The organism is Brevibacillus sp. YAE8, from assembly GCF_057543335.1.
Genome location: NZ_BAAIYG010000021.1, coordinates 57,541 through 78,945, shown reverse-complemented (window position 1 = coordinate 78,945; position 21,405 = coordinate 57,541). Strand labels below are relative to the sequence as shown.

Genomic DNA, 21,405 nt, shown 5'->3' with positions numbered 1-21,405 from the left:
TAATAGTCTACAAGGTTAGGAGGTCCATTCATGGTTCAACAGCAGGTTGTGGTTCAGTTGAAGACCGGTTTGCAGGCTCGTCCGGCTGCCTTTTTCGTACAAGAGGCCAACCGTTTTGTATCGGAAGTATTCGTAGAAAAAGGCAACAAAAAGGTCAACGCGAAAAGCATCATGGGTATCATGAGCCTCGCCATCAGCTCGGGAACGGAGATTACCATCTTGGCAGAAGGGCCGGATGCCTCCCAGGCAGTTTCGAGCCTTTCCAATCTGGTAAGCAAAGAAGAGTAGAAAACGATGGACGAAAGACACTGTCCCTTAATCGGGGGTGTCTTTTTTTGCGTCCATGCATCATTTTGCGTGGCGCAGGGTATTGCTAAACAATGTAGAGCGCAATAAAGGAGGAATGACTCATGAGCAATCGTGACACGTGTCGGGATAGCTGCAACGAAGGTCGGGATGCATACGACATGGACATCGACCGGATGATAAATGAAGGACTTGGCGGCGGAATCGTTTCCGATCAGAACGGCTTGATCGAGGAAACGAGCGTGGATACGATGACAGGGGCAAGCTCCGCGCAGCAAGCCTTAGACGACGAGCGATAAGAGGGAAGAACCTATGGATCTGACAAGAGCGCAGGCTATTCTTTATTCTCCTGAAAAAATCAAGGTAGAATACCAAGGCGAGTCGGTGTGGATCGATGCAGTCGACGAGAAGACGTCTACCGCGCGCATTCATCAGGAAAGAAACCCCGGCAACAGCTTGACTGTGTACGTCAGTCAGTTGGAAGAAGTCTAAGTCTACCCTCGCAAACGAAACAAAAGCGTAGCTGGCAAGCCGAGCGCGGGACGTCCTGGCGTTTTCACGGCTGCTTTGTCAGCGAATGATAAGGGCGTGCCGACAGGGGACCACCGAGGCACATACAGCGCCCTATAAAAAAACACTCGTGCCAACAATTCGATGGGCACGAGTGTTTTTTGACGCAGACGTTACTTTTTCGAAGAAGGCTCGGAAGTAATGACTTTGTCGATCAATCCGTACTCTACTGCTTCTTGGGCAGAGAGGAAGTTGTCGCGATCCGTATCCTTCTGGATGCGCTCCAGCGGCTGTCCTGTACGCTCAGCCAGGATGGTGTTCAGGTGGTCGCGCATTTTCAAAATGCGTTTCGCCGCGATTTCGATATCGCTTGCCTGACCTTGTGCACCGCCCAATGGCTGGTGAATCATCACTTCGCTGTTTGGCAGCGCATAGCGTTTGCCTTTTGTTCCGGCAGCGAGCAGGAAAGCGCCCATCGAAGCGGCCATTCCGATACAAATGGTGGAGACGTCTGGCTTGATGAAGTGCATCGTATCGTAAATCGCCATTCCGGCAGTGATGGAACCGCCAGGACTGTTTATGTACAGATGAATGTCTTTCTCCGGATCTTCCGCCTGAAGGAACAACAGTTGGGCCACCACAATGTTGGCTACCGTGTCATTGATGGGGGTTCCCAGAAAGATGATGCGGTCTTTGAGCAGGCGCGAATAAATATCGTAAGCACGTTCACCGCGGTTGGTCTGTTCAATGACAGTTGGAATCAAATTCATGTGCATCTCGTCTTCCTCCTCTCTTTGTAAGATTATCATACACAAAAGGTCAATGAAGGTCAAACACATAAGTGCACGCCCTCACTACCATGTTTGCCATTTTGCCTCTCCCTAAACCTATGGCAAAAGGAAAGCATTCATTCTTCTTCCGCGTCGTCTGCTTCCGTCAGGTCGACAGCCAGCTTGAGCGTCGCCTTCATCTTTTTCCCCTTGATGATCGTATATTCCTCCACCTGCTTGGCCGAAAGCTGATTGATGGCCTCTGCCAGCTCCTGCTGATTTTTGTACGGCTGGATGGTCAGCAAACATTCTTCATCGCTGGCTTCCTGGTAAATCAGAAAAAAACGATCGCTCGCCATGAGAGCTTCCTCCGTTCAAGCAAAGTTATCCACAGTTTTATCAACAGGTTGTGCACAAAAACATTTGTTCGCGGGATATCACGCCTGATTTCCATAGTTTTGGCATATTTGGCGTCTCGTTAACATAGGAAAAGTATGGAATGAAAAAGAGGAAAAAGCAGATATGTGTAGAAAATGATAAAATTGGAATTCATTTCATAAAAATCGAGGGGTGTTTAGTATGCTTCGCAAGTTTTCCACATTGATGCTTACAGCCGCTTTGCTGACAGGAAGTGTTGCAGCGACTGCTGCTTTTGCCCAACAGGCACCTGCACAGCAACAACTGAAAATCAAAGTTGAGCTGAATGGCAAAGAGCTGCCGTTTCCTCAAGACATCGTAACTGAAAACGGAGTGGCTTATGTAAACGCAAGTACGTTGGCATTGGCACTCGGAGGCGCAGCAGCATGGGATACCATGACCAAATCGCTTCTGGTTTCCAAAGATAACAAGTACGGCCTGCGCATGTATGAAAACAGCACGTTTGCTTACAAAAACGGCAAGGAAATCCGCGTGCCGAACCCGCCGCGTGCAACTACCGGAGCTGTGCTGGTACCATTGGTGTACATCGCACAAGAGCTGAGTGCCAAAGTGACTTACGATGCGAAAACACTCACCTACAAGCTGACAACCGAGATCAATTCGTAACCTTTTGGATGATTCCTCCGTTGTGATTGCCTTCGCGCTTCTCGTATAATAGAGAAAAAGCAGGCGCAATCGAGAGGGGACTTACACTCATGCAAGGAACCACGTTTGCCAGTGTAGCGATGCTGGTTGGCTTTGTAGTATTGGCCATATACGTTACGTGCAAAGCGTATTCCCAAAAATACAAAGAGTAATAATATTTTTCCATAAAAACGACCACTCTTGCGGGATGTGGTTGTTTTTATTTAATTTTCTGAAAATATACTGTACGGAAATATAAACCAAGGTAATAAAACAGGAGAAATATTATCATTTCTATTGCAAATTTTCTAAAATATCCTACAATGAAAGAGTGCATCATAGTTTGTTCGTAAATAAAGAGGGGGATGTTTTGCTATGAAAAAACAGAAATCACTGTCAATTCTGGCTGCTACGGTAGCACTGGGGACATTGCTTGCAGGTTGCGGCGGCGGTCAATCCAGCGCCCCACAATCGAACAGCGGAGGCGGAAGCACCAGTGGCGGCGGAGCAGGGGAGAAGCTGGTTATCGCCGTAGTCGGTCCGATGTCCGGCCAATATTCCGATTATGGAAGCACAGCCAAAGCAGGTGCGGAATACGCCCTGAAGGAAAAGCAGGAGGCGTTCAAGGCGCTCGGCTTTGACGTACAGCTTTCCGCACAAGACGACCAGGCTGACCCGAAACAAGGGGTAGCCGTCGCCCAAATGTTGATTTCCAACCCTGATGTGGTAGGTGTCGTCGGCCACGCAACAACTGGTGCCTCGATTACTGCCGCTGCCCAATACGATCAAGAAAAGCTCGTGATGGTATCTCCATCCGCAACAGGTTCTGACCTGACTGAGCAAGGCAAAAAGATCGTACACCGCATCTGTGCGCGTGATGACCAGCAAGGCTCCAAGGCAGCCATCTACGCGAAAAACCAGCTCGGTGTAAAATCGGCGTTCATCATGCACGACAAGGCTGCTTACGGCCAAGGTCTTGCGGAAGAAGTGAAAAAGCAGTTTGAAGCAGACGGCGTGCAAATCGTCGGCTTCGAAGGCGTAACCGCAGGCGAGAAAGATTACAGCGCGGTCATCAACCAGATCGTGTCGAAAAATCCGGAAATGATCTACTTCGGCGGCTACTACTCCGATGCTGGTATCATCGTCAAGCAGGCGCGCGAAAAAGGCTTCAAAGGCATCTTCATGGGTGGAGACGGCTACGACTCCGCTGACCTGGTGAAAATCGCCGGCGCTGAAAATGCGAACAACGTCGTCTTCACCTCGACTGTCGGTGACGTAGGCGCTACAGAAGAAGGCAAGAAATGGATCGAAGACTTCGAAAAATCGACTGGCAACAAAGTGGGGATCTTCACATCTTTCGGTTATGATTCCATGGGCGTAATGCTCAACGGTCTGGAAGAAGCGATCAAAGCGAACGGCGGCAAAAAGCCAACCCGTGAGCAAGTGCTGGAAGCCGTGCACAAAACAAAAGACTACAAAGGCAAATTCGTAAACGTGACCTTCAACGACAAAGGCGACAACGAGTTCGCGTCCGTCTACGTGTACAAATACGAAGACGGGAAAAAAGTTTACATCGGCGAAGCGAAGTAATCGGTCGGTAGGAACGAGCCGTTTGGGACATACTACGTTTGGCACGAAGACCAGCTAGAAGGAGGCATTCGCATGTCAAACAATCGCAATACGAAAAACGGCGGCAATCAAGGGCACAGCAGCAAGACCCAGGATACCCAGAAGCAAAAGTCCGAACGAGATCGCAACCTGAACAAGCAAGACCCGCAATAAGCGAAAAGCAAAAAGCCCACCCAAGCGAGCTTGACGCTCCTGGGTGGGCTTTTGCGATCTTACCAGATTCCTTGCTTGCTCGGCAGCCGTTTTTCCGGGTGGCCGTAGCCTTGGTGCTTGCGGCTTCTCAGATTTTTCGCCTGCGATTCGCGAATTTTGGCGACGAACTCGCTCGTGCTCATTTTGGTAAAGTCCATAGGGCACCTCCATCTTCCACGCTGTTTGGCTTGACGCCTTTTTAGGATGGCCCTTTTTGCTCGTGCGCAATCGGGAGCGTAATTTTTACAGTCGTGCCCTCATTGCGTTTGCTGGCGATTTCCAGGTGGCCTCCGTGGTCTTTGATGATTTTGCTGCTAATCATCAGGCCCAGGCCGGTTCCGTTTTCCTTTGTAGTGAAAAAAGGATCGCCCAGCTTCGGAATCAGCTCTTCCGGTATTCCGCAGCCGTTGTCCGCGATCGTAATCAGTACCTCCTGATCGGCCTTTGCGCTGGTGGCTAGCATGATCTCGCCGTGTCCGTCAATCGCTTCGAGCGCATTTTTGACGATGTTGATAAACACTTGCTTCAACTGGTTTTCTTCGCCGGAAATAACGGGGGCATACTCAAAAGACGTGTGAATCGGAATGTTTTTCAGGTTCGATTCCGATGCCAGCAAGGTCAAGACGTTTTCCAGCAAGGAGACGAGGGAAAGCGACTTGATCTGGACGTTGTGCGGCTTGGAAAGCACGAGCAGCTCGCTGACGATGAAGTTGATCCGGTCCAGCTCCGAGAGCATGATGTCCGCGTACATTTGTTGCTCGCTCAGCGTCGGCTTCAAAAGCTGGATAAAGCCTTTCAGCGAAGTGAGCGGATTGCGAATCTCGTGCGCGATGCCCGCGGCCAGCTCGCCGATCACCGAGAGCTTCTCGGCCTGGCGGAGCAGCAGCTCGTTGTTGCGGCGCTCGGTAATGTCGCGGGACACGATGATAAAGCCGTCGCACTCGCCGCAGTCGGTCAAAATCGGCGCGCCTTTTGCCTCCAGAACGATCCAGTCGCCATGCGCGCTCCGGTAGCGAAATTCGCAGGTGCGAGGCTCCAGCGTCCGGACCAGATCGTGAAATTGCTCGCGGACACGCTCGACGTCTTCCGGGTGAACGCATTGGAAGCACATTGGCCCGGCGTGCTGGCTCGTCCCTGTGACCCGCTCATAGGAAGGCGAGAGGTGCACGATCTCGCCATGCTTGTCGGTAATCAAAATCAAATCGTCGGTATGCTCGGCAATGATTTTGCTTTCCTTTTTGATGCGGGACAAAGCCGCCTCGGAAACTTTGCGTTCCGTGACGTTGCGGGACACAAACATGATGTTTTTGACGGTCCCGTCTTCCTGGACCATGGGAATGCCGCGCGTCTCGAAGGAGATCCACGCGCCGTTTTTATGCCGGTAACGAAGCTCGAGGAAGACGGGCTGTTTGGTTTGGAAAATTTCCCGCTGTTTGGCCAGGAGCAGAGGGAAGTCTTCGGGATGAGTGATTTCCAGGCTGCCCGGAGAGACGAGCTCGGCAGGCGAGTAGCCGAGCTGCTGCTCGATGGATGGAGAGACGTATATCCGCTGCAGCGTCTCGTCGAAAATCGTCACAAGGTCCTGGGTATGGTCAATCAACAGCCGATACTTGGTTTCGGTCTGGCGCAGCGCTTTTTCGATCCGCTTGCGGTCGGAGATATCGCGCGTGACGCAGGAGGCCGCGATAATGGTGCCATTTTCGTCCCGGATGGGGGTTGCGGACAGCGTAACTTCTACGAGTGTCCCGTCTTTGCGCTTTCGCACCGTCTCGTAGTTGGTCAAATGAACGCCCATGCTCCTGACGGCGTCAAACAGTTGTCTCGTTTCGTTGACGAGCTCGTCCGGGATAAAACAGTACGGAGAAGCGTCAAGCTCCTCCAGCGACCACCCGTAATATTGCTCAAACGCTTGATTGACCAGCACGATGCGGTTGTCCATGTTGCTGATGGAGATGGCATCTGTCGTATAGTGAAAAAACGCTTTCAAAATCTGGTCGGGAAAGAGGAGACTCGTCATCTGGCGCGGAACATGCTTCTTTTTCCACGTAAACGTGGGCTTTAGCTGATCTGTCATAAAAATCCTGCCTTGCGGTTCAATTATTTGGATAGTCGTGTCGAGATAGTATTCGTGTTGTTGACGGTGTTTTCCTATCGCCAAAATTAGAATATAGTGGGATTGGCTGGTACTTTATCGTTGGTAAACGGTTGAAGGTTCAAAAGCGCCGAAAAAATAGGCTATAATGTAGGGAGCAAAAACTGGCGGGGGTGTATGCATGAGCACGGGGTTTATCATCGTTCTTGTCCTGACGTTTGTTCTTATCATCGGGGCCACGATTTTGGTTACGAATAAAGCTTATTCCCGGAAACCGGAGCAGATTGATCCGCTGCCGGGGAAAGACGCGGCGAGCAAAGAGCTGGATCAGTAGAGCGGAAAAAATCAAGCCTGCGGCGAGGATGGCGCTGCGTAGGCTTTTTTGGCGCGAAAAACAGGGCTGTAAACAGAAAAAAGACTGGAATGCATCCAGTCTTTTTCGTATGGTACGCCTGAAGGGAATCGAACCCCCGCACATGGTTCCGGAGACCATTGCTCTATCCACTGAGCTACAGGCGTGCAATATAATGGGTGACACTAATTAATTATAAGTCATCCACGGGGAAAAATGCAAACGAAAAACGAGATTTTGTGTGATTTTTTTTCATGAGTGTGAACAGGAAGCAATCTCAATTTTTTGTGTACGCTCTTCAAAAATTGGCAGGAAAATTGCAAGAGAGAACGAATATAATGAAAATTAAAGAGACATTCGCAAGAAGCAGTGGGAAGGGGGCGAGCTTCATGAACATGGGATTGGGTTTGTATCAGGAACAGACGCTGAAACTTGTGATGACGCCGGAGTTGCGTCAGGCCATTACTATATTGCAATACTCTGCTGTTGATCTGATCTCCTATTTGCAGGATCAGGCCAACGAAAATCCTGTATTTGACCTGGAAGTGGCAGCGGAAGTGGCTACGGCAAAAGCAGAAAAGCCGGCGCCGGAAATCGACTGGAAGGAAATCGTCGGAAACCGCGCGACAGGCGATTATTCTCCGGCAAAAAATGAAAGCACTTACAACCCGCTGGATTACGTGCAGCAAGGCAACGAAAACTTGTATGAGCATCTGGAGCGGCAGCTTGGCTATGTAAAAGGCTTCTCGCCTCTGCAAAAGCGAATCGCACTGTTTTTGATCGGAAATTTGGACGAAAAAGGCTATCTGGAAATTACGCTGGAGGAAGCGAGCCGCAATCTCGGGGTAGACGTGCCGGAGATTGAGGATGTGCTGTCGGTGTTGCAGCATTTTGATCCGGTAGGCGTGGCGGCGCGTAGTCTGGAGGAATGTTTGCTCTTGCAGTTGGAGCACCTGGCCCTCGACGACGAAAAGATCGTCCTGGTCGTGCGCAACCATCTGCAAGACCTCGCCGACAACCGCTACCAGCGCATTGCCGACAAAGTGGGCTGCACGCCGCAGGAAGTGCAGACGATGGCGGATTTGGTCCGCACGCTGAATCCAAGGCCCGGCGCCCAGTTTTCCCAGGCGGAGACGAGATACGTCATCCCGGACGTGACGGTGGAAAAGGTCGGGAGCGAGTACGTCGTGCTCGTCAACGATGTGGCGGCGCCGCGTTTGAAAATCAACAGCTTTTATGAGAAAATGCTTAGTCAGCAAAAAAGCCAGGAAGAGGCGAAGCAGTTTATCCACGACAAGCTTAACGCTGCGATGTGGCTGGCGAAAAGCCTGGAACAGCGCCGTCTGACGCTGATGCGCGTCACCCAGGCGATCGTGGACATGCAGCGCGACTTTTTCGACCGCGGCATCCATTACTTGAAGCCGATGACGCAAAAGGAGATCGCCGAGCGGGTCGGCTTGCACGAATCGACGATCAGCCGTGCGACCAGCAACAAATACGTGCAGACTCCGCGGGGCATTTTTGAGCTGAAATACTTCTTTACTTCCGCCCTCACCACTTCCAGCGGGTCTGCGACATCCTCGGAGAGCGTCAAACGCAGAATCAAGGCGTTGATTGAGCAGGAGGATCGCAAGGCGCCGCTGTCTGACCAGAAGCTGGGGGAAATGCTGCTTGCGGAAGGAATCGAAATTTCTCGTCGCACGGTCGCCAAGTACCGCGAAGAAATGCTGATCCCGTCCTCTGCAAAACGAAAGAGGTTTTAAACGACAATGAACAACAAGCAGCTTGAGGTCGTCCTGTACGGACGGAAAAAATGCCATTTGTGCGACGATGTGGAGCTTGCCATCCGCAGTCTGGCGGAAGAGTTTCCGTTGCAACTGCACATCGTGGACATTGAGAGCGACGCACAGCTTCACGAAGAAATGATGCTGGTGATTCCGGTAGTGGCGATCGACGGAGAAGTAGTGTTCCGTTCGATTACGCATGTAGTGACGATCGAGGAGCTGCGGGCTGAGTTTCGGAAGCGCCAGTTGACCAGTTGAATGGAAGAAAAGCTCCCCCTGCCAAGATTGGGCTAGGGGGAGCTTGCATGTTTTTCGCCGATATGCTACATTCAAGGTGTAGCAAGTGATCTTTTTTTGCACCAATCGGGACAAAAAATGTATATATAGGGACAAAAAACGTCCCGATCAATTTTACAGCCAAGGATGTAAGCACATGCGACGATTACTGGAACTGCAGCAAAAGCTGCTGCCTGATCTGACTCAGGTCTTGCGCGAGAGGTATATGCTGCTCCGGTCGATCTACCACTTGCAGCCGATCGGACGCAGAGGGCTTGCGCAAGCGATGAATACGACAGAGCGTATTTTGCGGGCGGAAGTCGAGCTGTTGAAGGAGACAGGGCTGTTGACGGTTACCGCCGCAGGGATGCACCTGAGCGGAGAGGGGCAGCAGGTGCTGGATGACATGGAGCCGCTCGTAGGCGAACTGTTTGGCCTTACAGACTTGGCAGAAGGTCTGCAAAAGAAGCTCGGCATCCCGGAAGTGATCGTGGTGCAGGGCGACGCAGACCAGTCGCCGTGGGTCAAGGATGAGCTGGGGCGCGTAGGAGCGAGAGTGCTGAAGCAAGTCGTTCAGGAGGGAGATATTGTCGCCGTGACAGGCGGCACCTCCATCGCAAGCGTAGCCAACCACTTGACGCCTTCCGCTTCGTTCAAAAATGTGCAGTTTGTGCCCGCACGCGGCGGCCTGGGCGAGAGAGTGGAGCTGCAAGCCAACTCGCTTGCCGCTGCCATGGCTGCAAAGACTGGCGCTACTTACCGGCTGCTTCACGTGCCGGATCGCCTGCATCCGGAAGCCTTGCAGACGCTGCTCAAGGAGCCGCAGGTGCAAGATGTGCTCTCGCTTTTGCGGGATACGCGCATCGTGCTGCACGGCATCGGCGACGCCCTCGCAATGGCTCGCCGCCGCAATTATTCGGAAGAGGAGCTCGCTGATTTGGCAGAAGCCGGGGCGGTGTCTGAGTCCTTCGGCTACTACTTTAATGAAGCGGGCGAAATCGTCCACCGGATGCCGACGATCGGGCTGCAACTGGAGGAAGTGCACAAAGCTGAAACGGTACTCTCCATAGCGGGGGGCGAAAGCAAGGCAAAAGCGATTCTTTCCTTTGCCAAACAATCGTGTCAGAATGTACTCATTACGGATGAAGGGGCTGCAAGAGCCTTGTTGTCCGCACGATTGTAACGGAAGGAAGCTGATCGTATGTCTATGGCGCAGGTTATGCCCATCCTGGCGATGATTGCAGGAATTGTGCTCAGTTTGTCACTCGGTTTTCCGATTGCGCTGGGGATTGTTTTTGCGATCCTGGTCACACTGGTTAGTGTGAGCAAACTGGGCTATTCCTTGAAGCAGCAATTCTCGTTTGGCTGGGAAGGCGTCAAGAAGACGAAGCCGGTTCTCATGATCCTCTTCTTGGTGGGCGTGTTGATTCCGCTTTTGATGATGGGAGGAACCATACCCGCGATCATTTACTACGGGTTGTCCATCGTCAACGTCGACTATTTGTTTGTTCTCTCCTTTTTGCTGACAGGAGCGGTCAGTTGTTTGCTCGGGACCTCTGTTGGCACATTGAGTACCATCGGCCTATCGCTAATGGGGATCGCCCATGCCGCAGGCATTTCGCCAGCGATTGCAGGTGGAGCGCTGATCTCTGGAGCGATGGTGGGAGAGCGATTTTCGCCGATTTCCAGCAGCAGGCTGCTCGTCCTCGCCAATGTCGGGATGACGGAAGCGCAGGACAGACACACAAGGCGTCCTGCTATGCTTGCGACAGGCATATGCGCCGTGCTTTTTCTCGTCATGGACCTGTTTCGCACACAGGCGGGTTCCAGCGAAATGATTCAGATGTATCAAGGGCTGTTAACCAGTCACTTTTCGATTGATTGGCTGCTCATGCTGCCGCTGATTGTCCTGATCGGGTCTTTCGCCCTGCGAGTAAAGGCCGTGACCGCGCTTTTGTACGGAATCGTGGTCAGCGCCGTCATGGTGGGCATTCACGGACAGCTTGACGCCAAGACGTTTTTTTCCGCCATGCTGTACGGATACGAGCTGCACTCGGGCACACCGCTCGATCAGCTTGTGCACGGCGGCGGGATGGTTGCCATTTTGAACGTTCTGCTGCTGATTGTCCTGGCAGGCTTTTTGAACGGCATTTTGAACCAGGCCAACATACTTACTCCGATTGTCGACAAATTGATGGGCAATACGAAAAATCCGACCGTACTGGTAGCAAAAGCGGCAGCGTTGTCACTTTTGGTCGTCATTATCAGTTGCAACCAGACCATTCCGATTCTGGTGCTTGGCTCGACGCTTCTCGAGCGGTTCTCGCAATGGACCGGCGGACGCGAGCTGCTGGGCAAAACGATGCTGGACTCCACGGTTGTCATGCCTGTGCTGATCCCGTGGAACGGCCTGTCGATGGTGATGGCTTTGACGCTCGGCGTTCCTACTGTACAGACGTTGCCCTTCGTGTTTTTCAGCATTGTATTGCCGATTGTCACGATTCTCTCCACCCGAGGCTTTTCGCCGGAAGGTGGGTTTATAGCCACAAAGAATAAAGCTAGCTAACGAGCAGGAGGTTTTTTCTCATGGTAAAAGTAGGGATTAACGGTTTTGGACGAATTGGTCGCAACGTGTTCCGCGCAGCACTCAGCAATCCGAATGTAGAAATCGTAGCCGTAAACGATTTGACTGACGCGCAAACGCTCGCTCATCTGCTCAAATACGATTCCGTGCACGGTGTGCTGGACCTGCCTGTAGAAGCGGGCGAAAACACGCTGATCGTGGGCGGAAAAGAAATCAAGGTTCTCGCTGAGCGCGATCCTGCCCAACTGAAATGGGCCGACTACGGAGTAGAAATCGTCGTTGAGTCTACAGGCCGATTCACCAAGCGCGAAGATGCGGCGAAGCACCTGGAGGGCGGAGCGAAAAAAGTCATCATTTCTGCTCCTGCTACGAATGAAGACATTACGATCGTCATGGGCGTAAACGAGGACAAATACGATCCGGCGAAGCACACCGTCATCTCCAACGCTTCCTGCACAACCAACTGCCTGGCGCCGTTTGCCAAAGTGCTGAACGACAAGTTCGGAATCGTGCGCGGTCTGATGACCACCGTGCATTCCTACACCAACGACCAGCAAATTCTCGACCTGCCGCACAAAGACTTGCGCCGTGCCCGCGCTGCTGCGGAAAACATTATCCCTACCTCCACAGGGGCAGCAAAAGCAGTGGCACTCGTGCTGCCTGAGCTGAAAGGCAAGCTGAACGGCTTCGCGATGCGCGTACCGACTCCAAACGTGTCGGTTGTCGACCTGGTAGCCGAGCTGAAAACCGATGTTACGGTAGAAGAGATCAACAACGCGCTGAAGGAAGCGGCAGAGGGTCCGATGAAAAACATCCTGGGCTACTCCGAAGCTCCGCTCGTCTCTTCCGACTACAACGGCAACCCGGCGTCCTCCACAATCGATGCGCTGTCCACGATGGTCCTGGAAGGAAACATGGTGAAAGTCGTTTCCTGGTACGATAACGAGTGGGGTTATTCCAATCGTGTCGTAGACTTGTGTCATTTTGTTGCACAGCGCGGCTTCTAACACGTAAAATAGAACTGTTGTGAAAAAGGGAGAGCAATCTCCCTTTTCCCATATGTTTTTTCCGAATAAAAAGCCAATGATTTGGGAGGATCGTTCATGAACAAGAAATCTATCCGCGATGTTGAGCTGGCAGGCAAGCGCGTATTTTGCCGTGTCGACTTTAACGTGCCGATGCAGGACGGGAAAATTACCGATGATACTCGCATTCGCGCTGCTGTGCCAACTATCCGTTTCCTGATGGAAAAAGGGGCCAAAGTAATTCTGGCAAGCCATTTTGGCCGTCCGAAGGGGCAAGTAGTGGAAGAGATGCGTCTTACTCCTGTCGCTTCCCACCTGTCTTCGCTTTTGGACAAGGAAGTGCGCAAGCTGGATGATTCCATAGGGGCAGACGTAGAAGCGGCAGTCGGGCGCATGGAAAACGGAGACGTGATCCTGCTCGAAAACGTGCGCTTCCATGCGGGAGAAGAAAAGAACGATCCGGAACTGGCAAAAAGCTTTGCGGCGCTGGCCGATCTGTTTGTCAATGACGCTTTTGGGGCAGCACACCGGGCACACGCTTCCACAGCGGGAATTGCCCAATACATACCGGCTGTAGCGGGGCTGTTGATGGAAAAGGAAATTCGCTTCCTGGGCGGAGCCTTGTCCAAGCCAGAGCGTCCATTTACGGCAATCGTCGGCGGCGCAAAAGTAAAAGATAAAATTGCTGTGATTGAGAACTTGTTGACCAAGGTTGACCACTTGATTATCGGCGGCGGCATGGCAAATACATTCCTCAAGGCACAAGGCTATGGCATCGGCGCATCGCTGTGCGAGGATGACAAGCTCGATCTGGCTCGTAGCTTGATGGAGCAGGCAAAAGAGCGCGGCGTCGAGCTGCTGATGCCAGTCGACGTCGTTGTGGCAGACCGCTTTGCGGCTGACGCGGAGAAAAAAGTCGTTTCCAGCGATGCGATTCCGGATGGCTGGATGGCGCTCGATATCGGGCCAAAAACAGTGGAACAATACCGTAGCGTGATTGTCGAGTCCAAAACGGTCGTTTGGAACGGACCGATGGGCGTGTTTGAAATGGACGCTTTTGCAGAAGGCACAATCGGCGTCGCCAAAGCGATGGAAGCGTGCGCGGGTACGACCATCATCGGCGGCGGAGACTCCGTGGCTGCGGTGGAAAAAGCGGGCGTAGCCGAGCAGATGACCCACATTTCTACAGGTGGCGGGGCGTCGCTGGAATTTATGGAAGGCAAGGAGCTGCCAGGCGTAGCTGTGCTGGCAGATCACGAATAAGAGCGAAGCGGGGGAGTTTGCATGCGGACACCAATTATCGCGGGGAACTGGAAGATGTTCAAGACGATTGCCGAGGCGAAGGCGTTTGCGGAAGAAGCCAAGGCTGGCAACAGCACTTCCGGGGTACAAAAAGTCATTTGCGCGCCATTTACAGCTTTGGCTGCCTTGAAAGAGGCGTTTGCCGGCACAGATATTGCCGTTGGCGCGCAAAACATGCATTTTGCCGAGCAGGGTGCATACACCGGGGAAATCAGCGCGGCGATGCTGAAGGAAATCGGCGTGGAGTACGTGATTCTCGGCCATTCCGAGCGTCGCCAATACTTCAACGAAACAGATGAGAGCGTGAATCAAAAAGTCGTAGCTGCGCTTGCAGCAGGTCTGGTGCCGATCGTGTGTGTCGGCGAAAGCCTGGAGCAGCGGGAAGCAGGCGAGACCGCTCAAGTGGTGCGCACGCAGACGGAAGGGGCGTTTGCGGGCCTGACAGCCGAGCAGGTGGCGACAAGCATCATCGCCTACGAACCGATCTGGGCGATTGGCACAGGCAAGTCCTCGACTGCCGAGGATGCCAACGAGACGATTTCGTTGATCCGCAGCGTGGTCGCGGAGCGCTTCGGCCAGGCGACAGCGGAAGCCGTGCGTATTCAGTACGGCGGCAGCGTCAAGCCGGAAAACATCGCCAGCTACATGGCGCAGCCGGATATCGACGGTGCGCTGGTCGGCGGAGCGAGCCTGGCTGCGGACAGCTACTTGCAGCTCGTGGCAGGTGCGGCCAAGCGATAGGAGGAGGAGAAACAGATGGCACAAAGACCAAAGCCGGTAGCGCTGTTGATTCTGGATGGCTTTGCCTTGCGCAGCGAAACGTACGGCAACGCGGTAGCGCAAGCGAACAAACCGAACTTTGACCGTTTCTGGAACGAATACCCCCATGCGACGCTGGAAGCGAGTGGACTGGCTGTCGGATTGCCGGAAGGGCAAATGGGGAACTCCGAGGTAGGACATCTGAACATCGGTGCAGGCCGTGTCGTCTATCAAGATTTGACCCGCATCACCAAGTCGATTCGCGAAGGCGCCTTTTTTGAAAACGAAACATTGGTAGCTGCCTTCGAGCACGCGAAGCAAAACAACAAGCAGCTCCACCTGTTCGGGCTATTGTCCGACGGCGGCGTGCACAGCCATATCGAGCATTTGTACGCGATTTTGGAGCTGGCCAAGCGGCAAGATTTTGACCGCGTCTACATTCACGGCTTTCTCGACGGCCGCGACGTATCGCCGGACAGCGCCGTTGGCTACATTGAGCAACTGCAAGCGAAGATTGCGGAAATCGGCGTAGGCAAAATCGCAACGGTGCAGGGCCGCTACTACGCGATGGACCGGGACAAACGCTGGGAGCGCATCGAAAAAGCGTATCGCGCCATGGTGTATGCGGATGCTCCCGCTTACCGCGATCCGATCCAGGCGGTCAAAGAGTCCTACGAAAAGTCGATCATGGACGAATTTGTCATGCCGACAGTGATTGTCGGCGAAGACGACAAGCCGGTGGCGAAGATCGAAAGCGGCGACTCAATCATCTTTTACAACTTCCGTCCTGACCGGGCGATCCAAATTTCGCAAGCATTTACGAACGAGGACTTCCGCGGCTTTGATCGCGGCGAGGGACGCCCGCGCGATCTGCACTTTGTCTGCCTGACCCATTTTTCCGAGACGGTGAACGGATACGTGGCCTACAAGCCTTCCAACCTGGACAACACATTGGGAGAAGTGCTTTCGCAGCACGGATTGAAGCAACTGCGCATCGCCGAGACGGAGAAATATCCGCACGTGACTTTCTTCTTTAGCGGCGGGCGCGAGCAGGAGTTCCCAGGCGAGACGCGCATCCTGATTCCTTCGCCAAAAGTGGCAACCTACGACCTTCAGCCGGAAATGAGCGCTCCCGAGCTGACCGATGCGGTTGTCGCAGAGATTGAAGCGGAGAACTTCGACGCGATCATTCTCAACTTCGCCAACTGCGACATGGTCGGCCACTCCGGGAAAATGGAGCCGACGATCAAGGCCGTCGAAACCGTTGACGCATGCCTGGGCCGCGTAGTTGACGCGATTCTCGCCAAAGGAGGCGTGGCTGTCATTACAGCCGACCACGGCAACGCCGATCTGATGCTGGATGAGGAAGGGCGTCCGATCACCTCGCACAGCACGTATCCCGTGCCTGTGATTGTGACCAAAGCAGGAGAGAAGCTGCGAGAAGACGGTATTTTGGCCGATCTGGCTCCGACCTTGCTCGACCTGCTGGGAGCCGAGCAGCCAGTGGAAATGACAGGCAAATCGTTACTTGCAAAATAGCCCGCTCTAGGACACACTGATAGGTGACTAGATGCCATACAAATACTTGCGGGGCACCTCGCATACTAAAAGGAGATGGATCGAGAAATGGCAATGATTACTGACATTTATGCACGCGAAATTATGGACTCCCGCGGTAATCCAACCGTGGAAGTGGAAGTATATCTCGAAGACGGCTCGATGGGCCGCGCAGCAGTTCCATCCGGAGCGTCCACAGGTGCCTATGAAGCGGTTGAGCTTCGCGATGGCGACAAAGCCCGCTACCTGGGCAAAGGCGTACTGAAAGCCGTAGAAAACGTCAACGAAATCATTGCTCCTGAGCTGATCGGCATGGATGCTCTGGATCAAGTCGGCATCGACATGGCGATGATCCAGCTCGACGGCACGCACAACAAAGGCAAGCTGGGCGCAAACGCGATCCTCGGCGTCTCCATGGCGGTAGCACGCGCTGCTGCTGACTCCCTCGGAGTGCCTCTCTACAACTACTTGGGCGGCTTCAACGCAAGAACATTGCCAGTTCCGATGATGAACATCTTAAACGGCGGCAAGCACGCAGACAACACAGTAGACATCCAGGAATTTATGGTTATGCCAGTAGGCGCAGAGTCTTTCAAGGAAGCGCTGCGCATGGGCGCGGAAATTTTCCACTCCCTGAAAAAAGTGCTGCATGACAAAGGTCTGAGCACAGCAGTAGGCGATGAGGGCGGCTTCGCTCCAAACCTGAAGTCCAACGAAGAAGCGATCACGACCATTCTGGATGCGATCAAGGCTGCTGGCTACGAGCCGGGCAAAGACGTGTTCCTCGCGTTGGACGTAGCAGCGACCGAAATGTTCAAAGACGGCAAATACCACTTCGAAGGCGAAGGCGTTGTGAAAACAACCGAAGAAATGATCGCGTTCTACGAAGACCTGGTAAGCAAATACCCGATCATCTCCATCGAAGACGGCTTGTCCGAAGACGACTGGGATGGCTGGAAAGCGCTGACTGACAAGCTGGGCAGCAAAGTACAGCTCGTGGGTGACGACCTGTTCGTGACCAACACCGAGCGTCTGGCGCGCGGTATCGAGTCTTCCACAGGCAACTCCATCCTGGTAAAAGTAAACCAGATCGGTACCCTGACAGAGACGTTTGAAGCGATCGAAATGGCGAAGCGCGCAGGCTACACAGCGGTTATTTCCCACCGCTCCGGCGAAACCGAAGACTCCACCATCTCCGATATCGCGGTAGCTACCAATGCGGGACAAATCAAGACAGGTGCGCCTTCCCGTACCGACCGCGTGGCGAAGTACAACCAATTGCTGCGCATCGAGGACGAACTGGCTGACACTTCCCGTTTTGGCGGACGCGCTGCATTTTACAACCTGAAAAAATAAGGCCATCGGCCAGCAAAAAGAAGCGGTACCTGCGCAGACGATGCGTAAGGGCCGCTTTTTTCATAGAGATAAGATTCTTATCCAGTATAAGTGCAACTAAGGCTGCGCCAAAGGCTCGACGCAGCCAAGTTTTCTCATGCGCAGAGAGATCGCTACTGTAGCCTGGGACAGTTTGGCGGCAGGCGAAAAGGGGTGCAGTCCAAAGCGAGCTTGCGAGGGGGAACGGGGATGGAAGCGGGGCGCGGCGCACACATCCGGCCTATGACCTCTAAGACGACAGGCGCCTCGACGAGAATCTCCAGGCAGAGGAAGACATCCAGCTCAACTGCACCCGTCTGCTGCAACAGCGCAGGATTCGGACGGCATTCCGCAGCGGCGAGCCGGCATGTGATGTTTTCGTGGTCCAACGGCTGTGGCAGGCTGAGCGCTACTTCTTCCTCCAGGCAGAGCGGCGCGGGAAGCTCGAACAGCAAATCGCCATCGACGAAAAAAAGCACGCTGAGCGTTGCCTCGACAATGAAGCGGGCAATCGCGATCGGCACGCGCTGGCTGCCTGCCATGTGAACAGCTTGCCGGACGGGAGGCAGTAGGCGGCAGGAGACAGGCAAGCAGGAACAAGGGTGGTCAGGAGGCAGACATTGTACAGATAGCGGCAGCCCGGCACGCAGTCTGTCGTGCAGGGATGAGCGCAAAGGCGCGGGGACAGGGAGCCGGGCGCGGCAATAGCTCGTGACGAACACCCAATCGTACAGTTTTGGCAGGTGAATGTACTGTTCGCGTATCGTATATGGCAAGCTGGCTCTCTCCCTTCCGCATGGCAATGCGTGTCATTTCTACATACTATGGGCGATGCGGGCAATAGGCATCTGCGGATGTTTTGCTTTTGACATAAAAAAGGACTGAGCCTGTGCGAGAGGTTCAGTCCTTGTGGAGCGGCTGCCGTTTTACGACATCGCGACTGCTTTTTCTTTTGTCTTCACGCTGCCAGAGCCAATCCGGCACTTGCTGTAAGGAATGCACATCGGCGTGCCGTACAGCGGGTCCAGGGTGATCTGGCAGTCCATATCAAACACGGTGCGCACGAGGTCGGTCGTCAGGATTTCTTCCGGCGCGCCCTCGGCCACGACTGTCTGGTTGTGCACGGCGACGATATGGTGCGCGTAGCGGCAAGCGAGATTCAAGTCGTGGAGGACCATGACGATGGTGCGTTGTTCCATTTCATTCAGCTCATACAACAGGTCCAATATTTCAATCTGGTGCGACATGTCCAGATACGTCGTCGGTTCGTCGAGCAGAATCGTTTCGGTCCCTTGCGCCAGTGTCATGGCGATCCAGGCCCGCTGGCGCTGACCTCCGGAGAGGCTGTCGACAGAGCGGTTGGCCAGCTCGGTAAGCTGGGTAGCGGCCAGTGCTTTTGCGACCATTTGCTCGTCTTCCTCTGACCATTGCTGAAGCCAGTTTTGATAAGGGTAGCGTCCCTGCTTGACCAGTTGCTGAATCGTCAAGCCTTCCGGGGCGGTCGGGCCTTGCGGGAGGATAGCCAGACGTTTTGCTACTTCCTTCGTAGACCGCTTGGCGATTGATTCACCCTCTAGCAAAATGGCTCCTTCCTTCGGCTTCAGCAGGCGAGCCAGCGAGCGCAGCAGTGTCGATTTGCCGCTGCCGTTGCTGCCGATGAAAACCGTGATTTTTCCACGCGGGATATTCAGGTTGAGTGCTTCGATGATGTTGCGTTCCCCGTAGGACAAGGTGAGGTTGCGGGTTTCCAAAGCTTGCATGAGGGCAGAACTCCTTTCGCTAGCGATTTCGGTTTTTGTACAGCAAATAGATGAAAAACGGAGCACCGATCGCAGAGGTGAAGACCCCGACAGGCACCTCGATCGGAGAAAAGGCCGTGCGCGCGATCAAATCGGCAGCGAGCACGATGATGGCGCCGAGAAACGCCGACAGCGGGAGCGCACCGCCAAAGGACGGGCCGATTAGCTGTTTGGCGATGTGCGGCGCGAGCAAAGCGACGAAGCTGATGTCTCCTCCGACGGACACGGCTGTTCCGGTCAACGCGGCGCAGATCATGAGCAGAAGGAAACGATCCCATTGCAGCGCGCTGCCCAGGCTCGTCGCGACATCGTCGCCGAGCTGCTGGATGTTGACTCTGCGGGCGAGAACGGCAGCGACTGCAATCAGGATGACGACCCACGGCAAGATCATGAACACATCGTTCCAGTCGACGCCGTAGATGCTTCCCGTCAACCAGAGCAAGGCTTTGTTTTGCAGCAAAAACGGGCTGAACATAATCAAAATGGTGACAAGCGCACCCGCAGCGATCTTGATTCCGACACCGATCATGACGAGACGCAGCGGCGTGACGCCTTTTTTCCACGACAGGGCGTACAGCAGAAACGTCGTCAGCATGGCTCCCAAAAACGCGGTAGGAGGCAACCATTTGATGCTGGCTGTTTCAAATACGAGCAAAAAGCCAACGGCCGCAACGGAAGCGCCTCCGGCTACCCCGAGGACATCCGGCGAAGCGAGCGGATTGCGAATAATTCCTTGCATGATGGCGCCCGCCGCAGCCAAGGCTGCTCCCACGAGAATGGCAATCAGAATGCGCGGAAGGCGGAATTGCTGAACGATCAACGCATCTCCTTCAGAACCGGTACCGAGAAAGACTTTGACGACATCCAGCGGCGCAATTTTCATTTCGCCCATCCCCAGACTGACGACAGTCACAGCCAGGGCAATCAGCAGAGCGATGGTCGAATACAGCAGCGTCTTTTTGTGTAGCTGAAAAGAAAAACGTTTGCCAAAGCGCAGAGGCAGGTGTGGCTTCATTCCTTTTCCAGCCCCTTTCGTGCGACATAGATGAAGAACGGAACACCAATCAGGGCGGTCATCACACCAATAGGCACTTCCGCAGGCATGGCGATGAATCGGGCGCCGATATCGGCCACAAGCAGGAGGATCGAGCCGAGCAGTCCGCTGTACAAAAGCACCCAATGCGTTTCGATTCCGACCAGATAGCGGGCGAGGTGCGGCGTGACCAGTCCGACGAAGCCGATTGGGCCAGCGACAGCTACGGCGCAGCCGGAGAGCAGGACAATCACGACACCGGTAGAGAGCTTGACAAGCAAAGTGCGCTGGCCGAGCCCTTTTGCCACATCGTCGCCCATGAGCAGCGTCTGAATAGGGCGGGCGAGCAGGAAAGCGGCGATCCAGGCGAAGGCCATATAAGGAAAGACGGTAGCCAAATACTCTAGCTTTCTTCCGCCGACAGAGCCAGCGAGCCAGAAAAGCACCTCGTCAGCCGCTTTTTCGTTGAGCACCATCATGGCGTGGCGGATGGAAGCGGCCAAGGCGGTAATCGCCGCACCGGCAAGCACCAGCTTGACGGGAGTGAGGCCATCCCTGCCGAACGAGCCGAGCAGGTAGACGATGAACCCGGCAACGGCAGCTCCGAAAAAGGAGATCCACGTAAACTCCGTGAGCGAGTTGATCCCGACAAACGTAACGGCAAAAACGACAAAGAGAGAAGCGCCTGCGTTCAGTCCAAACAGCTCAACATCTGCAACAGGGTTTCTCGTCAACGATTGCAGCAGGGTACCAGCGAGGCCGAGGCAAAAGCCGACCGTGAGCGCATTCAGCACGCGCGGCACCCGAACTTCTTTAATGACAATGTGTTCGTTTGTGCCGTTGAAGTTGGTATAGGCGTCGATGGCGGTTTGCCAGTTGGTGTCAATCACGCCAAAAACAAGGCTGGCATAGCTGAGATAAACCAATAGCAGAATGGCGATAGCCACTCCAAGAATTTTACGAAAATTGCTGCCTAGTAAAGAATTCATGAGGGCTACA

The 21,405-nt window shown here is 53.9% G+C and carries 23 protein-coding genes and 1 tRNA gene; 15 read left to right on the top strand and 9 right to left on the bottom strand.

Features of this window, described 5'->3' with window-relative positions:
- Positions 1-30: 30 nt before the first annotated feature.
- The 3 genes from AC27IT_RS20400 (at position 31) to AC27IT_RS20390 (ending at position 798) form a co-directional block, all read left to right on the top strand.
- Entirely contained in the window at positions 31-288 is a 258-nt protein-coding gene (locus tag AC27IT_RS20400; RefSeq protein ID WP_005826907.1) for an HPr family phosphocarrier protein, read from the top strand.
- 122 nt (positions 289-410) lie between these two features.
- The gene (locus AC27IT_RS20395; protein ID WP_005826908.1) at positions 411-605 is read left to right on the top strand and encodes a hypothetical protein; all 195 of its coding nucleotides are present in this window, start codon (positions 411-413) and stop codon (positions 603-605) included.
- Between the two features lie 13 nt (positions 606-618).
- Complete coding sequence (locus tag AC27IT_RS20390) at positions 619-798, top strand: H-type small acid-soluble spore protein (protein ID WP_005826910.1); 180 nt, start codon at positions 619-621, stop codon at positions 796-798.
- 191 nt (positions 799-989) lie between these two features.
- On the opposite strand, the gene clpP is transcribed toward AC27IT_RS20390, so the two are convergent.
- Entirely contained in the window at positions 990-1,625 is a 636-nt protein-coding gene (gene clpP, locus AC27IT_RS20385) for an ATP-dependent Clp endopeptidase proteolytic subunit ClpP (RefSeq protein WP_255320479.1), read from the bottom strand.
- A 98-nt stretch (positions 1,626-1,723) separates the two neighbouring features.
- A complete protein-coding gene (locus AC27IT_RS20380) occupies positions 1,724-1,945 on the bottom strand; it encodes a hypothetical protein (RefSeq protein WP_005826913.1) in 222 nt (73 codons plus the stop codon).
- 220 nt (positions 1,946-2,165) lie between these two features.
- Here AC27IT_RS20380 and AC27IT_RS20375 point away from each other — a divergent pair, with 220 nt between their 5' ends.
- Both AC27IT_RS20375 and AC27IT_RS20370 read left to right on the top strand, forming a co-directional pair.
- A complete protein-coding gene (locus AC27IT_RS20375) occupies positions 2,166-2,630 on the top strand; it encodes a stalk domain-containing protein (RefSeq protein ID WP_487092068.1) in 465 nt (154 codons plus the stop codon).
- Positions 2,631-3,023: 393 nt separating this feature from the next.
- Positions 3,024-4,238 (top strand): branched-chain amino acid ABC transporter substrate-binding protein, encoded by a 1,215-nt coding sequence (locus tag AC27IT_RS20370; RefSeq protein WP_005826917.1) that lies wholly within the window; start codon positions 3,024-3,026, stop codon positions 4,236-4,238.
- 251 nt (positions 4,239-4,489) lie between these two features.
- Here AC27IT_RS20370 and AC27IT_RS20365 read toward each other — a convergent pair whose 3' ends face one another.
- Together AC27IT_RS20365 and AC27IT_RS20360 are read right to left on the bottom strand one after the other, a co-directional pair.
- Entirely contained in the window at positions 4,490-4,627 is a 138-nt protein-coding gene (locus AC27IT_RS20365; protein WP_005826919.1) for a DUF4023 domain-containing protein, read from the bottom strand.
- 41 nt (positions 4,628-4,668) lie between these two features.
- Positions 4,669-6,543, bottom strand: a complete 1,875-nt coding sequence (locus AC27IT_RS20360; RefSeq protein ID WP_487092067.1) for a PAS domain S-box protein — start codon at positions 6,541-6,543, stop codon at positions 4,669-4,671.
- Between the two features lie 199 nt (positions 6,544-6,742).
- On the opposite strand from AC27IT_RS20360, the gene AC27IT_RS20355 reads away from it, so the two are divergent.
- Positions 6,743-6,895, top strand: a complete 153-nt coding sequence (locus AC27IT_RS20355) for a hypothetical protein (protein ID WP_005826922.1) — start codon at positions 6,743-6,745, stop codon at positions 6,893-6,895.
- A 110-nt stretch (positions 6,896-7,005) separates the two neighbouring features.
- Here AC27IT_RS20355 and AC27IT_RS20350 read toward each other — a convergent pair.
- Positions 7,006-7,080 (bottom strand) — tRNA-Arg (locus AC27IT_RS20350).
- Between the two features lie 222 nt (positions 7,081-7,302).
- Between AC27IT_RS20350 and rpoN the strand changes: the two genes are divergently transcribed.
- From rpoN to eno, 9 genes are all read left to right on the top strand, one after another.
- Positions 7,303-8,676, top strand: coding sequence for an RNA polymerase factor sigma-54 (gene rpoN / locus AC27IT_RS20345; RefSeq protein WP_007782190.1), 1,374 nt, complete (start codon positions 7,303-7,305; stop codon positions 8,674-8,676).
- 6 nt (positions 8,677-8,682) lie between these two features.
- The gene (locus AC27IT_RS20340) at positions 8,683-8,955 is read left to right on the top strand and encodes a glutaredoxin family protein (RefSeq protein WP_005826926.1); all 273 of its coding nucleotides are present in this window, start codon (positions 8,683-8,685) and stop codon (positions 8,953-8,955) included.
- A 175-nt stretch (positions 8,956-9,130) separates the two neighbouring features.
- Positions 9,131-10,156, top strand: a complete 1,026-nt coding sequence (locus AC27IT_RS20335; RefSeq protein ID WP_005826928.1) for a sugar-binding transcriptional regulator — start codon at positions 9,131-9,133, stop codon at positions 10,154-10,156.
- 18 nt (positions 10,157-10,174) lie between these two features.
- Positions 10,175-11,539, top strand: a complete 1,365-nt coding sequence (locus AC27IT_RS20330; RefSeq protein ID WP_429777230.1) for a Na+/H+ antiporter NhaC family protein — start codon at positions 10,175-10,177, stop codon at positions 11,537-11,539.
- Between the two features lie 20 nt (positions 11,540-11,559).
- A complete protein-coding gene (gene gap, locus AC27IT_RS20325) occupies positions 11,560-12,564 on the top strand; it encodes a type I glyceraldehyde-3-phosphate dehydrogenase (RefSeq protein WP_221843250.1) in 1,005 nt (334 codons plus the stop codon).
- Between the two features lie 96 nt (positions 12,565-12,660).
- On the top strand, positions 12,661-13,845 hold the full coding sequence (locus AC27IT_RS20320; protein ID WP_429781537.1) for a phosphoglycerate kinase: 1,185 nt from the start codon (positions 12,661-12,663) through the stop codon (positions 13,843-13,845).
- A gap of 21 nt (positions 13,846-13,866) precedes the next feature.
- Positions 13,867-14,625 (top strand): triose-phosphate isomerase, encoded by a 759-nt coding sequence (tpiA, locus tag AC27IT_RS20315; protein ID WP_327944796.1) that lies wholly within the window; start codon positions 13,867-13,869, stop codon positions 14,623-14,625.
- Between the two features lie 15 nt (positions 14,626-14,640).
- Positions 14,641-16,182, top strand: a complete 1,542-nt coding sequence (gene gpmI / locus AC27IT_RS20310) for a 2,3-bisphosphoglycerate-independent phosphoglycerate mutase (RefSeq protein WP_025848995.1) — start codon at positions 14,641-14,643, stop codon at positions 16,180-16,182.
- Between the two features lie 87 nt (positions 16,183-16,269).
- Positions 16,270-17,556 (top strand): phosphopyruvate hydratase, encoded by a 1,287-nt coding sequence (gene eno / locus AC27IT_RS20305; protein WP_221843252.1) that lies wholly within the window; start codon positions 16,270-16,272, stop codon positions 17,554-17,556.
- Positions 17,557-17,708: 152 nt separating this feature from the next.
- Here the strand turns inward: eno and AC27IT_RS20300 are convergent, their stop codons facing one another.
- The 4 genes from AC27IT_RS20300 to AC27IT_RS20285 all read right to left on the bottom strand — a co-directional run bounded on the left by AC27IT_RS20300 (position 17,709) and on the right by AC27IT_RS20285 (position 21,395).
- On the bottom strand, positions 17,709-18,350 hold the full coding sequence (locus tag AC27IT_RS20300; RefSeq protein ID WP_155808715.1) for a hypothetical protein: 642 nt from the start codon (positions 18,348-18,350) through the stop codon (positions 17,709-17,711).
- A 150-nt stretch (positions 18,351-18,500) separates the two neighbouring features.
- Complete coding sequence (locus tag AC27IT_RS20295) at positions 18,501-19,334, bottom strand: ABC transporter ATP-binding protein (RefSeq protein WP_007782211.1); 834 nt, start codon at positions 19,332-19,334, stop codon at positions 18,501-18,503.
- A gap of 19 nt (positions 19,335-19,353) precedes the next feature.
- Positions 19,354-20,388 (bottom strand): FecCD family ABC transporter permease, encoded by a 1,035-nt coding sequence (locus AC27IT_RS20290; protein WP_025849001.1) that lies wholly within the window; start codon positions 20,386-20,388, stop codon positions 19,354-19,356.
- Positions 20,385-21,395, bottom strand: a complete 1,011-nt coding sequence (locus AC27IT_RS20285) for a FecCD family ABC transporter permease (RefSeq protein WP_327920076.1) — start codon at positions 21,393-21,395, stop codon at positions 20,385-20,387. The genes AC27IT_RS20290 and AC27IT_RS20285 overlap by 4 nt, the downstream gene beginning before the upstream one ends.
- Positions 21,396-21,405 lie beyond the last annotated feature (10 nt).